We start from the raw sequence: 12,893 nt of genomic DNA on the forward strand, positions 1-12,893 counted from the left end.
CGCCGCAGCGCGGCCGTCTAGCGCTGGCGGCACGGCGCGGCCGGCTAGCGCAGGTGCCGCAGCGCGTCCTCGATGGCACGGTGGAACGTCGGGTAGGCGTAGATCATGTGCCGGAGCCGGGCCAGCGGCACGGCCGCGTGCACCGCCACCACCAGGCCGGAGAGCACCTCGCCGCCGGCCGGCCCGACCGACGTCGCGCCGACCAGCACCCCCTGGTCGGCGTCGGCGACCAGCTTGACGAAGCCCTCGTTGCCGCTCTTGTGGATCCAGCCGCGCGCCGACGACGGCAGCTCGGCGAGGCCGACCTGCACGTTGATCCCGCGCTCGCGGGCCTGCCGTTCGGTGAGGCCGACCGCGCCGATCTCGGGGTCGGTGAAGGTGACCCGGGGCAGCGCGCGGTAGTCGGCGGGCGGCACCGCGCCGGCGGAGGCGCCCGGCCCGGCGGTGCCGGACGCGCTGACCACGCCGGCCGCGCCGCCCGTCACGCGGGCGGTGCCGCTGGCGTCCGGCCCGCCGTCCGCGCGCCGGACGTGGTCGAGCACGTCGGCGACGACGATCCCCGCCTGGTACATGGCGACGTGGGTGAACGCGCCCTCCCCGGTGACGTCGCCGACCGCCCACATCCCGTCGGTGACGCGCAGCCGGTCGTCGACGGCCAGGTACCGCTGGCCGGCGTCCACCCCGACGGTGTCCAGGCCCAACTCGTCGAGGTGGGCCCGACGGCCGGTCACCACCAGCAGCCGCTGCCCGGTGAACTCCGCCCCGTCGGCCCCGCGCAGCGTGAAGCCGCGCCCGTCGTGGCGGACCCGCTCCGCCCGTACGCCGGTGTGGATCTCCACCCCGTCGGCGCGCAGCGCGGCGGCGGCCACCTCGGACGCCTCCGGCTCCTCGACCGCGAGCACGCGGTCCGCCGCCTCGACGACGATGACGCGGACGCCGAACCGGGCGAACACCTGGGCCAGTTCCAGGCCGATCGCGCCGCCGCCCAGCACCAGCAGCGACTCCGGCAGCTCCTCGACCTCGATCGCCTGGCGGTTGGTCCAGTACGGCGTGTCGGCCAGCCCGTCGACCGGCGGCACGGACGGCTTGGTGCCGGTGCCGAGCACGATTCCGTGCCGGGCCTGGAAGACCCGCTCGCCGACCCGGACCCGGCCGGGGCCGTCGAGGCGGGCGCTGCCCCGGACGAACCGGCCGCCCTTGCCGGTGAAGCGTTCCACGGCGACCGTGTCGTCCCAGGTGTCGGTGGCCTCCTCGCGGATCCGCTTCGCCACGGGCGCCCAGTCGGGCCGGACCTGGGCGGTGCCGGCGAGCCCGTCGACCCGGCGCGCCTCGGCGATCGCGTTGGCCGCCCTGATCATCATCTTGCTCGGGATGCATCCCCAGTACGGGCACTCCCCGCCGACCAGGTCACGCTCGACGCCGACGACGGTCAGCCCGGCCTCGGCGAGCCGCCCGGCCACCTCCTCGCCGCCGACCCCGAGCCCGACCACGACCACGTCCACCAGTTCCGGCTCCGCCATCCCGCCAGCATTCCGCACCACCCGGTCTCCGACCACCCGGCCGGCGCGATATTCGCTGCCCGGGCGGTGGTCGGCCACCTACGGTGGCCGGATGCGCGCCCGCTTCTCCGCCGTCCACGACTGCTTCGCCGACCTGCTCGCCAGCGGCCGGGAGACCGGGGCCGGCCTGGCGATCTGGTACGACGGGGAGCCGGTCGTCGACATCGTCGGCGGGGAACGGTCGCCGGGGCGGCCGTGGCTGCCGGAGACGCTGGTGAACGTCTACTCGGTCGGCAAGCCCGTCGCCGCGCTCTGCCTGCTGATGCTGGTCGACCGGGGCCGGCTCGGCCTGGACGACCCGGTCGCCGCGCACTGGCCCGGCTTCCGCACCGCGGCCACCGTCCGGCAGGTGCTCGCGCACACCGCCGGACTACCGACCTTCCCGGTGCCCCGGCCGGCCGCCGCGATCGCCGACTGGGACCTGCTCTGCGCCGACCTCGCCGCCGCGGGGCCGGAGTGGCCGCCGGGTTCCGTCGCGGGCGAGCACGCCTGGACGTACGGGCATCTGGTGGGCGAGCTGGTGCGGCGGGTCGACGGGCGGTCGGTGGGCCGCTTCCTGGCCGAGGAGATCGCCGGGCCGTGGCGGCTGGACCTCGGCTTCGGCCTCGGCGAGGCGGACCGGCGACGCTGCGCCGAGCTGCGGTACGGCGACCCGGGGTGGCCGGACCGGGTGGCCGGCGCGCCGGGCTCGCTCTGGGCGCGGGCGCTGGACAACCCGCCCGGCGGGCGGGACCTGGCGGTGGTGAACAGCCCGCTCTGGCGGGGCGCGGAGGTGCCGGCGGTCAACCTGCACTCGACGGCGGGCGCTCTGGCCCGGCTCTACACTGGCCTGCTCGCCGGCGGCGTCCTCCACGGCGTACGCCTGTTCAGCCCGGAGCTGGTGGGCGAGGCGACGCGGGTCCAGTACGACGGCGACGACCTGCTGCTGGGCCGGCGCACCCGGTGGACGCTGGGCATGCAGTGGGAGGAGGACGGTAGTTGGGGCATGGGCGGGATCGGCGGCAGCTCCGCCTGGGCCGACCCCGCGCGCGGCTACACCTTCGCCTACGCCACGTCCCATCTGGCCGACCACGACCGGGTCGACGCCCTGGTGGACGCCCTGCACTCCTGCCTCTGACCCCCCGGGGCAGCGCGGCCGTCACGGGGCGGGCACGGGGACCGGGGCGGTCGCCAGGGCGGGCCCGGGGATCACCACGGGCGTGCCGGTCGGGGTGAGCAGGGCGCGGGCGGCCACCGCCAGCCGGCGGCGCCGCGGCACCAGCGCCCGGCCGGCGAAGACGTCGTAGTCCTGCGCGGCCACCTCGTCGAGGATGCCGCCGTAGAGCGCGTACGCGGTGCGCATGCACGCCTGCGAGGCGGGCGCGAGCAGCGTGATCCCGGGTGCCGCGGCGGCGTAGTGCGCTTGGGCGCGGCCCACCTCGTACGCGATCAGCTCCCGGATCCGGGGCGTGGCGCGCCCCCGGGCGCGGGCCTCGGTCAACTCCTCGCGGGTGACGCCGAACAGGGCGAGGTCGTCGTCGGGCAGGTACGTCCGCCCGCGCTCGAGATCCTCGCCGATGTCCCGGATGAAGTTGGTGAGCTGGAAGGCGAAGCCGAGCTGGCGCGCCGGCTCGCGCGCCGCGGCCGGGTCGGAGCTGCCCAGGATCGGCAGCATCATCGTGCCGATGACGGCCGCCGAGCCCTCCATGTAGTCGAGCAGGTGGTCGTAGGTGCGGTACGAGGTGACCGTCAGGTCCATCGCCATGCTCTTGAGGAACGACACGAAGTCGTCCCGGTCGAGATCGAAGACGGCGATGGTGTGCAGCACGGCCGGGAGCAGCGGGTCGTCGACCGGCTGGCCGTGCAGCCCGGCGACGAAGCGGCCGGCCCAGTCGTCGAGCCGCGCCGCGCGCTCGGCCGGGGACAACGTCTCGGTCCGGTCGACGATCTCGTCGGTGTAGCGGGTGAACCCGTAGAGGGCGTGCACGTGCCGCCGTTTCCAGGCGGGCAGCAGCCGGGTGGCGAGATAGTAGGTGCGGCCGTGGCGTCTGTGCACCGCACGGCAACGGTCATAGGCAGCGGTGAGATCCGTGTCCACCGGCCCTCCTCAAGTATCGACGCACCAATCGACGCAAGACGTAACCCTAGGGTACCCTCGGCCGCATGGCCAACGACGCAGTTGCCGGCAACACCCTCCACGTCACGCCGGCAGGCCCGGAGGACGGGGACGACCTCGTCGGCGCGGTCCTGGCCGCGTACACCAGGGATCTGGTCACGGCGGTGGACCGCACCCTGGCCGCCTTCCTGGCCGCCGAGGTCGCCTCGCTGGCCGAGATCGACGCGGCGATGGGCCGCTTCGCCGCGACGGCGCGCGACAGCGTGCTGGCCGGCGGCAAGCGGGTCCGGCCGACGTTCGCCTACTGGGGCTGGCGCGGCGCGGGAAGCGCGGAGCCGCTGCCGGCCGTGCTGCCGGCGTTCGCCGCCCTGGAGCTGCTGCACACCTTCGCCCTCGTGCACGACGACGTGATGGACGCCTCCGCCACTCGACGCGGCCGGCCGACCGTGCAGGTGGCGCAGGCCGCCCGGCACGCCGCCGCCGGGCACCGGGGCGACCCGCGTCGGTTCGGCGAGGCGGTCGCGGTGCTGGTCGGCGACCTCTGCATGGTGTGGGCCGACCGGCTCCTCGCGCACGCCGCCCTGCCGCCGGCCCGACTGCTCCACGTCCGCCGCTGCTACGACCAGATGCGGGTGGAGACGATCGCCGGGCAGTACCCGGACGTGCTCGGCGAGAGCGACGCGGCGAACTGGTCGGTCGACCGCGCGCTGCGGGTCGCCCGCTACAAGACCGCGAGCTACACGGTGCAGAAGCCGCTGCTCTTCGGCGCCTGCCTGGCCGGCGTCGACACCGACGCCCCGCTGACCGCCGCGTACACCCGATACGGGCTCGCGGTCGGCGAGGCGTTCCAGCTCTGCGACGACCTGCTCGGCGTCTACGGCGACCCGTCGGCCACCGGCAAGCCGGCCGGCGACGACCTGCGCACCGGCAAGCCGACCGCGCTGCTCATGCTCGCCCGGCAGCTCGCCACGCCGGCTCAGCGGCGCGTGCTGGACCGGGTCGGCGACGGGGTGACGGACGAGGAGATCGCCCGACTCGCCGACGTGGTCGCCGACACGGGCGCGGTGGACCGGGTCGAGACCATGATCTCCGACCGGGTCGCCGAGGCGCTCGCCGCGCTCGACGCCGCGTCGATCGACGAGACGGCGCGCACCGCGCTGACCGGTCTCGCCACCGCCGCCACCAACCGGCGGGCATGATGGGCAGCTTCGCACAGGGGGGTGATCGCGTGCGCACCGTGCACGGGCGTACGGACCGGGTGGTGGTGGTCGGCGCCGGCCTGGGTGGGCTGGCCTGCGCGCTGCACCTGGCGGGCAGCGGCCGACAGGTGACCGTGCTGGAGCGCGAGCCGGCGCCGGGCGGCCGGGCCGGCCGGCTCGGCGTCGACGGCTACGAGTTCGACACCGGCCCCACCGTGCTCACCATGCCGGACCTGATCGCCGAGGCGCTCGGCGCGGTGGGCGAGGAACTGGACGACTGGCTCGACCTGACCCCGCTCGACCCGGCCTACCGGGCCTACTACCCCGACGGTTCGACGCTGGACGTCATCACCGACACCGCCCGGATGGCCGCCGAGATCGCCCGGGTCTGCGGCCCCCGCGAGGCCGACGGCTACCTGCGCTTCGTCGACTACGCCCGGAAGCTCTGGCAGTGGGAGCGCGCCGACTTCATCGAGCGCAACCTGGACGCGCCCACCGACCTGCTCACCGGCAACCTCCTGAGGCTGCTGGCGGGCGGCGCCTTCCGCCGGCTCCAGACGAAGATCAACCAGTTCTTCCGCGACCCGCGCACCCAGCGGATCTTCTCCTTCCAGGCGATGTACGCCGGCCTCGCCCCGCACGACGCCCTGGCCATCTACGCGGTCATCGCGTACCTCGACTCGGTGGCCGGGGTCTACTTCCCGCGCGGCGGCATCCACGCGGTCTCCCGCGGCATGGCCGGCGCCGCCGAGAAACACGGCGTGCAGATCCGGTACGACACCACGGTGACCCGGGTGGAGACCGCGAACGGCCGGGCCACCGGCGTGCTGACCGCCGACGGGGAGCTGATCCCGGCCGACGTGGTGGTGCTCAACCCCGACCTGCCGGTCGCCTACCGCGACCTGCTGCCGCCGACCCGCCCCCGCAGGCTCACCTACTCGCCGTCCTGCGTGGTCCTGCACGTGGGATCCCGGCAGGGATATGGGAGGATCGCCCACCACAACATCCACTTCGGACGGTCCTGGAAGGGCACCTTCGATGAGGTCATCCGGCGCGGCGAGCTGATGAGCGACCCGTCCCTGCTGGTGACCAACCCGAGCCGGACGGACCCGTCGGTCGCGCCCGCCGGCCGGCACAGCTACTACGTGCTCGCGCCGGTGCCCAACCTCCACCGGGCGCCGTTCGACTGGCGGGGCGACCTCACCGACCGCTACGCCGACCAGCTCGTCGGGACCCTGGAGGAGCGCGGCTACGTCGGCTTCGGCGCGGGCGTCGAGGTGCTGCGGGCCGTCACCCCGGCCGAGTGGGCCGAGCAGGGGATGGCCGCCGGCACCCCGTTCGCCGCCGCGCACAGCTTCTTCCAGACCGGCCCCTTCCGCCCGTCGAACCTGCACCGGACGCTGCCGAACGTGGTCTTCGTCGGCTCGGGCACCCAGCCCGGCGTCGGCGTGCCGATGGTGCTCATCTCCGGCAAGCTCGCCGCCGGCCGCATCACCGGGGAATCCTGATGGCCCTCGCCCGCACACCCGAAAGGCACCTGCCGTGACCACCCGCGAGAAGCACCTCGTCGAGCTCGTCGACGACGCCGGGCACGCACGGGGCGAGACCACCGTGTCCGCCGCCCACCAGCCCCCGGGCCAGCTGCACCGCGCCTTCTCGGTGCTGCTCGTCGACCCCGACGGCCGGGTGCTGCTCCAGCGCCGGGCCGGGGTGAAGACCCGCTTCCCGCTGCGCTGGGCCAACTCGTGCTGCGGTCACCCCGCGCCCGGCGAGTCGCTGGTCGAGGCCGCCAACCGCCGGCTGCGCGAGGAGCTCGGCGCCGACCCGGTCGAGCTGACCGAGGTCGGGGTGTACGTCTACCACGCCGACGACCCGGCCACCGGCCGGGTCGAGTTCGAGTACGACCACGTCCTGCGGGGCGGGTTCCGGCCGGGCACGCCGCTGCTGCCCGACCCCGACGAGGTGGCCGAGCTGCGCTGGGTCGACCCCGTCGAGCTGGTCGCCGACCTCGACGCCGATCCCCGCGCGTACGCGCCCTGGCTCGGCGGGGTGGTGAACCGGCTGCTGCGGCCGACCGTCGGCCCGCCGAACACGGCCACGAGCCCCTCCGCGCTGCCGGCGGACGACGCGTCGGAGCGGTCGGGTGGCCGATGAGGCGCTGAGCGCGGGGGCGGTGGCCAGGCAGCTGGGGGTCGCCGTCACCACCCTGCGCACCTGGCACCAGCGCTACGGGCTCGGCCCGAGCGAGCACGTACCGGGACACCACCGGCGCTACACGCCGGCCGACCTCGCGCGCCTGGAGATCATGCGGCGGCTCACCGCCCAGGGGGTCACCCCCGCCGAGGCGGCCCGCTGGGCCCGTCGGACGCCGGAGGCCGCACCCGCCGCCGACGCCGATGCCCGCCCGCCCGCGCGTACCGCCGGCGCTCGGGACGGCGGCGGCCCGACGATCCCGGTCGGCCGGGCCGGGCCGGCCGCCCGGGGCCTGGCCCGTGCCGCCATGCGGCTGGACTCGGTGGCGATCAGCGAGGCGATCGCGCACGCCGTCGAGGCGGACGGGGTGGTCGCCACCTGGGACGGGCTGCTGCGCCCGGTGCTCGTCGGCATCGGGGAGCGGCACGCCGCCACCGCCGGCCTGATCGAGGTCGAGCACCTGGTGTCCCGGTGCGTGTCGGAGGCGTTCGCGGCGGTCGCCCGGGCCGGCGCGCCCACCGGGCCGCCGCGCGTCCTGCTCTCCTGCGCCGACGAGGAGCAGCACAGCCTGCCGCTGGAGGCGCTCGCCGCCGCGCTCGCCGAGGCCGGGGTGGGCTACCGGATGCTCGGTGCCCGGGTGCCGATGGCGGCGCTGGTCGAGGCGGTCAACCGGACCGGGCCGGCCGCCGTGGTCGTCTGGTCGCACGCCCCGGCCACCGCCGATCCCGCCCAGCTCACCGCCCTGCTCGCCGCGCCCCGCCGGCCGCTGCTGGTGCTCGCCGCCGGGCCCGGCTGGCCGGCGGACTCGCTGCCCGCCGGGGTGGTGCAGCCGCTCGACCTCAGCGAGGCGGTCTCGCTCGCGCTGGCCGTACGCGACTCGCTGGGCCAGTCCACCGCTGGCTGACCCGGGTGCCGGGACGGAAAGCCGTCCACTAGCGTCGGGGGTCCGCTGACCCCGACCCCCTTCGGGAGCGAACGATGCGCCCACGCGCCGTACTGGCATCCGGTCTGGCCCTTGCCCTTGTCCTCGGCGGCTGCGGCGACACCTCCGCGTCCCCGCCGGAGGCGGCCGGCCCCAGCCCCGTCGCCTCGGCGCCGCTGCCGCCGGAGCCGACCCCGACGGCCATCCCGCGCCCGACCCGCAGCACCCCGCCCCCCAAACGCCTGGTCCGGCCGCTGCCCAGCAAACTGCCGCCGGGCCTGCAGCGCAGCAGCGGCGTGCGGGCCGTGGCGCTGACCTTCGACGACGGGCCCGACCCGGTCTGGACGCCGAAGATCCTCGACCAGCTCCGCGCGGCGCGGGTCACCGCCACGTTCTGCGTGGTGGGCACCCAGGCCCGCCGCCACCCCGATCTGGTGCGGCGGATCGTGCGGGAGGGGCACCAGCTCTGCAACCACAGCTGGCGCCACGACCTGGACCTCGCCCGGCGGCCGGTCGCCGAGATCCGCAGCGACCTGGCCCGCACCAACGCGGCGATCCGGGCCGCGGTGCCCGGGGCCAAGGTGCCGTTCTACCGGCAGCCGGGCGGCCGGTGGACGCCCGAGGTGGTGTCGGTCGCCAAGCAGTTGGGCATGCGGTCGCTGCACTGGAACGTCGACCCGCAGGACTGGGGCAAGCCCACCACCGCGACGATCACCAAGCGGGTACGCGCCGCGGCCCGGCCCGGATCGGTCGTGCTGCTGCACGACGGAGGCGGCGATCGGGCCGCGACACTGGCCGCCTGCCCGCACCTGATCACCGACCTGAAGCGCCGCTTCGGCATCGCCCGGCTCCGTTAGACCGCCCCTGACCTGCGGTTTTGTGGCTCGTTGTGGCCAGCGCCATACCGGTTTGGTCGAGCGGCCGACCATCACGTAAGCTATCCAAGCCTCCGGCGGGGCCGGATGGGAGCAAGTCCGCTTGAAGTTGCGAGTGTGCAATGATGGCGGGGCCGCCCTCATCGTCTAGCGGCCCAGGACGCCGCCCTTTCAAGGCGGTAGCACGGGTTCGAATCCCGTTGGGGGCACGGTCCGGCTTCGGCCGGAGGCAACAAAGCTAGGTCCTGTGGAGCAGTTGGAGTGCTCGCCGCCCTGTCAAGGCGGAGGTCGCGGGTTCAAGTCCCGTCAGGACCGCCAGCGCTGACGCCGCGCCCACCATGCGCGGCGTTCTGCGTATCGGAGCGTGTGACCCTCCCGGCGGACAGCCCGCCGTGCGGGTAGCATGAACCGAGCAACACGGCCAGGTAGCTCAGTTGGTACGAGCGTCCGACTGAAAATCGGAAGGTCGGCGGTTCGACCCCGCCCCTGGCCACATAGCCTTTCGCCGGGCTACTGAAGCGCCGACCAGCGGAAACGCCGGTCGGCGCTTCTGCGTACGGGCTCCTGCCGTATCGATCGGCGTTGCCCGTGGTTGACCGCACTTCGCCGGTGATCACCGCCACATGTTGCACGTTCGCTGCACGCCGCTTCCTCGCCTGCCGGGTCGATCAGACTCGGTTTCGGTCCCTCTCGTGACCATTGCCGTCGCTACCCTCTGCTTGTGAACGACATCCGGGTGTCACACCGCGACCGAGAAGCGGTCGTGGTCCGGCTCGGCGTCGCTGCGAGCGAGGGGCGGTTGACCCTCGCGGAGTTCGAGGACCGGTCAACGCATGCCTACGCCGCGAAGACCTACGGCGAACTGGACGTCCTGGTGGCCGACCTGCCGACGCTAACGCGCGACCAAGTAGGCATGGCACGCGATCAAGCAGGCATGGCACGTGATCGCGAAGGCATGGCACTGTCGTTCTTGGCGCTCGCCGCAGGTGTGCTGTGGGTGCCGTTGTGGGATTACACCCGCGTTCTCCTTCCGGGAGTCGCCGGCGTCGTGTTCGGCTATTTCGCCTTACGCGCAGATACGCCACTTCTCTGCCGTGCGCTGGCAACCTTGGGAGTTCTCGGCGGGTCGCTATGCGTCGCACTGCAAGTCGCCTGGGTCGCCTACCACATCCTTGACTGAACGGCGCTACGCCCCAACCTGCTCGGCACCTGCACGCCATCGACGGGCGTGACCGCGAGATCGCCAAGGCGCTCTCGGAGCTGGCCGCGCATGGTGGTGTCGCACGGCTGCCCCGGCACATCACCATGCGCAGCTAGTTGGTGGCTAGTCCCGCCGCAGGACGAACCACCCCGCCGCAGCCCCTGCAAGGAGCAGTGCCACCACGAACAGTGCGGCTCCGACCGGGTAGGACATAGGGATAAGGAACGGCGCTTGCTGGATCAGCAAGCTCGCGCCGAGCAGCGCCTGGCCGCCGCCCATGCGGACGGGCTGGGATCGCTGGCGTGCTGGCATGCGTACAGCCCGCACCCAAGCCACGGGAAACCGTCGCGACATGGCGACGCGGACGCCGAACACAAACATGGCGAGGCTGAGGACGACGATCACGAGGCGCAAGGCAATCCAGACCGGGTCCGGGTCAGTCACGCTCATGCGGCCCATCATCGAGGAGAGCGTCAAGGCCGCAATCGCACATAGCCTTTCGCCGGGCTACTGAAGCGCCGACCAGCGGAAACGCCGGTCGGCGCTTCTGCGTCACGCCCCGAGAACACGTCTGCCCGGTCTGACCCTCGTTGACCCCGGAATCCCGCCGATGGCCCGTCCCGTGTCACACGTGGATTGCGCGGACTCACTGTGGGCCGGACGGACCGGATCACCCAGAACGCCGACCTGGCGGACCGGTTCGGAAAAGAATCAGGGCGACAGGGAGGGACCGTGAATCTGCTGAGTGTCCTGCCGCTCGCCTTCGTGATGATCGCCGGTCCGCAGATCATCAGCGCCATCTTCCTCGCCTCCAGCCGGAACGCGAAACGCAGCTCGCTCGCCTACCTGGTCGGCGCCGGGCTCGGCATCCTCGTCGCGCTGACCGTGTGGTACGTCGTCTTCCACACGGTGCATGGCGCCGGGAACGGGCAGCGCAAGCATGACGGCACGCGTCGCGTGATCGACTGGGTGGTGCTGCTGGTGCTGCTGGCGTTGATGGTGATGATCTTCGCCCGCCGCAGGCGAAGCCAGCCGCCGAAGTGGATGAGCAGGTTGCAGGAGGCCGAGCCGCGCTTCGCCTTCAGGCTGGGCTTCCTTCTCTTCATCGCCATGCCCAGCGACGAGGCGACCATGCTGGCAGTCGCCGGGAGCCTGGCAGGCCACGACAAGCCGTGGTGGAACCTGCTGCCGTTCCTGTGTCTGACGCTGCTGCTACTGGCATTGCCACTGCTCGCCCTGCTCGCGTTCGGTCAGCGGGCGACGGCAGCGCTGCCGAAGATCCGCGACTGGGCCAATGACCACTCGTGGTTGGTCAGCGAGGCGGTGATCCTGATCTTCGTGGCCATCGTCGTGTCCGGCCTGCTCTGATCACCGCCGCTCGCGGAGGATCTCCTCGTCGGGCAGTCGCCCGACCGGCCAGCCCCGGAAGCGACGCGGAGAAAGCTGCGCCTCCGCCGGGCCGGTCGACGCTGCCGTGGCCGACCGCGCGGGGCCGAACCCTGACGAAGGTGGGTACGCCCGCCTGTCGTTCGGGCACGGTGCGAGCCCCTGGCGGATCCCTACCGTCGACGCGTCACGACGGATCCTCAGGGAGGCAGCATGATCACTTCAACTGCGCTGGTGACACGCTTCGGCGCGGCGGCGGCGTCGGGCGCAACGGCCGGTGGTCGCTTTGCGTAGCGGCGGCCGGGCACTGCTCGTACTCCTGACGCTGCTGGCCGCACTGCTGGCCGGCAGCCCGGTCGCGGCCCAGGCGTCGGCGCCGGCGTTGAAGCTGCCGGCACCGACCGGCCGCTACCCGGTCGGCACCACCTGGCTGCACCTGACCGACGACGCCCGGCCCGACCAATGGCGGCCCGAGCTGCGCCGGGAGCTGATGGTGTCGCTCTGGTATCCGGCGGTGGCCGCGCCGGGCGCGCCGGCGCCCTACACCACCGCGGCGGTCTCCGCGCGGATCATCGCCGCCGAGGGGTTGCCCCTCCCGCCGGACCTGTTGACCACCGTACGCACCAACGCCCGCCGCGACGTGCCGGTCCGGCCGGCCGCCCGGGGCTGGCCGCTGGTGGTGCTCTCTCCCGGCTTCAGTCTCAGCCGGGAGTCGCTGACCGGGCTGGCCGAGGAGTTGGCCAGCCGGGGGTACGTGGTGGCCGGCGTGGACCACCCCCACGAGGCGCGGGGGGTCGAGTTCCCGGACGGCCGGGTCGCCGACTGTCTCGCCTGTGAGGCGACCGGGCAGGACAGGCTCCCCCGGGTGGTCGAGGGACGGGCGGCCGACGTGTCGTTCCTGCTGGACCGGCTGACCGGGCCGCGTCCGGTGTGGCGCGGCGCCCGGTTCATCGACGCGAGCCGGATCGGAATGGCCGGGCACTCCATCGGCGGCGCGAGCGCCGCGCAGGTGCTCCGCACCGACCGGCGGGTCGACGCCGGCGTCAACCTGGACGGCACCCACTTCGTCCCGGTCCCGGCGGGCACCGTGGCCAAGCCGTTCCTGCTGGTCGGCTCGGAGCGGCCGACGGACGCGAGCTGGCTGCGCGACTGGCCCGGCCTGACCGGCTGGAAGCGGTGGCTCACCGTCACCGGCAGTGGTCACCTCTCCTTCACGGACCGGCCGGTCCTCGGCGCCCAACTAGGCATGGATCCGGGCGCCATCCCGGGGGACCGGCAACTGCTGATCACCCGCGCGTACGTCGCGGCGTTCCTCGACGCGCACCTGCGTGATCGACCGCAGCCCCTGCTCGACGCACCGGCCCCGGCCTATCCCGAGGTGCGTTTCCGGGACGAGGCGGCATGACGAGGCGCCCGACGCCCTGACCCGTACTGGTCAGGGGGCAGGCAGCCGGAAAGGTCGG

General features: G+C 73.8%; 12 protein-coding genes and 3 tRNA genes. 12 read left to right on the top strand and 3 right to left on the bottom strand.

Annotated elements, in window-relative coordinates:
• Nucleotides 1-44: 44 nt before the first annotated feature.
• The gene (locus tag ABT006_RS02300; RefSeq protein WP_350702088.1) at nt 45-1,520 is read right to left on the bottom strand and encodes a dihydrolipoyl dehydrogenase family protein; all 1,476 of its coding nucleotides are present in this window, start codon (nt 1,518-1,520) and stop codon (nt 45-47) included.
• Nucleotides 1,521-1,611: 91 nt separating this feature from the next.
• On the opposite strand from ABT006_RS02300, the gene ABT006_RS02305 reads away from it, so the two are divergent.
• The gene (locus ABT006_RS02305; protein WP_350702090.1) at nt 1,612-2,676 is read left to right on the top strand and encodes a serine hydrolase domain-containing protein; all 1,065 of its coding nucleotides are present in this window, start codon (nt 1,612-1,614) and stop codon (nt 2,674-2,676) included.
• A gap of 21 nt (nt 2,677-2,697) precedes the next feature.
• On the opposite strand, the gene ABT006_RS02310 is transcribed toward ABT006_RS02305, so the two are convergent.
• On the bottom strand, nt 2,698-3,636 hold the full coding sequence (locus tag ABT006_RS02310) for a phytoene/squalene synthase family protein (RefSeq protein WP_350702091.1): 939 nt from the start codon (nt 3,634-3,636) through the stop codon (nt 2,698-2,700).
• A gap of 65 nt (nt 3,637-3,701) precedes the next feature.
• Here ABT006_RS02310 and ABT006_RS02315 point away from each other — a divergent pair, with 65 nt between their 5' ends.
• The 9 genes from ABT006_RS02315 (at nt 3,702) to ABT006_RS02355 (ending at nt 10,023) form a co-directional block, all read left to right on the top strand.
• Nucleotides 3,702-4,853, top strand: a complete 1,152-nt coding sequence (locus ABT006_RS02315; RefSeq protein WP_350702093.1) for a polyprenyl synthetase family protein — start codon at nt 3,702-3,704, stop codon at nt 4,851-4,853.
• Nucleotides 4,853-6,361: a phytoene desaturase family protein gene (gene crtI, locus ABT006_RS02320; RefSeq protein ID WP_350702699.1), complete on the top strand. Its 1,509-nt coding sequence runs from the start codon at nt 4,853-4,855 to the stop codon at nt 6,359-6,361. The genes ABT006_RS02315 and crtI overlap by 1 nt, the downstream gene beginning before the upstream one ends.
• Before the next feature lie 34 nt (nt 6,362-6,395).
• On the top strand, nt 6,396-7,007 hold the full coding sequence (gene idi, locus ABT006_RS02325) for an isopentenyl-diphosphate Delta-isomerase (RefSeq protein WP_350702095.1): 612 nt from the start codon (nt 6,396-6,398) through the stop codon (nt 7,005-7,007).
• On the top strand, nt 6,997-7,950 hold the full coding sequence (locus tag ABT006_RS02330; RefSeq protein ID WP_350702097.1) for a MerR family transcriptional regulator: 954 nt from the start codon (nt 6,997-6,999) through the stop codon (nt 7,948-7,950). The genes idi and ABT006_RS02330 overlap by 11 nt, the downstream gene beginning before the upstream one ends.
• A gap of 74 nt (nt 7,951-8,024) precedes the next feature.
• Complete coding sequence (locus ABT006_RS02335) at nt 8,025-8,825, top strand: polysaccharide deacetylase family protein (protein ID WP_350702099.1); 801 nt, start codon at nt 8,025-8,027, stop codon at nt 8,823-8,825.
• Nucleotides 8,826-8,979: 154 nt separating this feature from the next.
• Nucleotides 8,980-9,052: transfer RNA gene (locus ABT006_RS02340), tRNA-Glu, on the top strand.
• Nucleotides 9,053-9,084: 32 nt separating this feature from the next.
• Nucleotides 9,085-9,161, top strand: a tRNA-Asp gene (locus ABT006_RS02345).
• Nucleotides 9,162-9,262: 101 nt separating this feature from the next.
• Nucleotides 9,263-9,336 (top strand) — tRNA-Phe (locus ABT006_RS02350).
• A gap of 228 nt (nt 9,337-9,564) precedes the next feature.
• Nucleotides 9,565-10,023, top strand: a complete 459-nt coding sequence (locus ABT006_RS02355) for a DUF1707 SHOCT-like domain-containing protein (protein ID WP_350702101.1) — start codon at nt 9,565-9,567, stop codon at nt 10,021-10,023.
• A gap of 144 nt (nt 10,024-10,167) precedes the next feature.
• Here ABT006_RS02355 and ABT006_RS02360 read toward each other — a convergent pair whose 3' ends face one another.
• A complete protein-coding gene (locus tag ABT006_RS02360) occupies nt 10,168-10,494 on the bottom strand; it encodes a hypothetical protein (RefSeq protein ID WP_350702103.1) in 327 nt (108 codons plus the stop codon).
• Nucleotides 10,495-10,776: 282 nt separating this feature from the next.
• Here ABT006_RS02360 and ABT006_RS02365 point away from each other — a divergent pair, with 282 nt between their 5' ends.
• Both ABT006_RS02365 and ABT006_RS02370 read left to right on the top strand, forming a co-directional pair.
• A complete protein-coding gene (locus ABT006_RS02365; protein ID WP_350702105.1) occupies nt 10,777-11,412 on the top strand; it encodes a GAP family protein in 636 nt (211 codons plus the stop codon).
• Nucleotides 11,413-11,707: 295 nt separating this feature from the next.
• Nucleotides 11,708-12,835 (top strand): alpha/beta hydrolase family protein, encoded by a 1,128-nt coding sequence (locus tag ABT006_RS02370; protein ID WP_350702107.1) that lies wholly within the window; start codon nt 11,708-11,710, stop codon nt 12,833-12,835.
• Nucleotides 12,836-12,893 lie beyond the last annotated feature (58 nt).

The sequence above is a fragment of the Micromonospora sp. NPDC002717 genome (assembly GCF_040295705.1).
GTDB lineage: Bacteria > Actinomycetota > Actinomycetes > Mycobacteriales > Micromonosporaceae > Micromonospora.

Excerpts from the sequence above, each read along its gene's own strand:
- ABT006_RS02335 (WP_350702099.1), top strand. The coding sequence starts at position 8,025 with ATGCGCCCACGCGCCGTACTGGCATCCGGTCTGGCCCTTGCCCTTGTC.
- ABT006_RS02305 (WP_350702090.1), top strand. The coding sequence starts at position 1,612 with ATGCGCGCCCGCTTCTCCGCCGTCCACGACTGCTTCGCCGACCTGCTC.
- crtI (WP_350702699.1), top strand. The coding sequence starts at position 4,853 with ATGGGCAGCTTCGCACAGGGGGGTGATCGCGTGCGCACCGTGCACGGG.
- ABT006_RS02300 (WP_350702088.1), bottom strand. The coding sequence starts at position 1,520 with ATGGCGGAGCCGGAACTGGTGGACGTGGTCGTGGTCGGGCTCGGGGTC.
- ABT006_RS02315 (WP_350702093.1), top strand. The coding sequence starts at position 3,702 with ATGGCCAACGACGCAGTTGCCGGCAACACCCTCCACGTCACGCCGGCA.
- ABT006_RS02360 (WP_350702103.1), bottom strand. The coding sequence starts at position 10,494 with ATGAGCGTGACTGACCCGGACCCGGTCTGGATTGCCTTGCGCCTCGTG.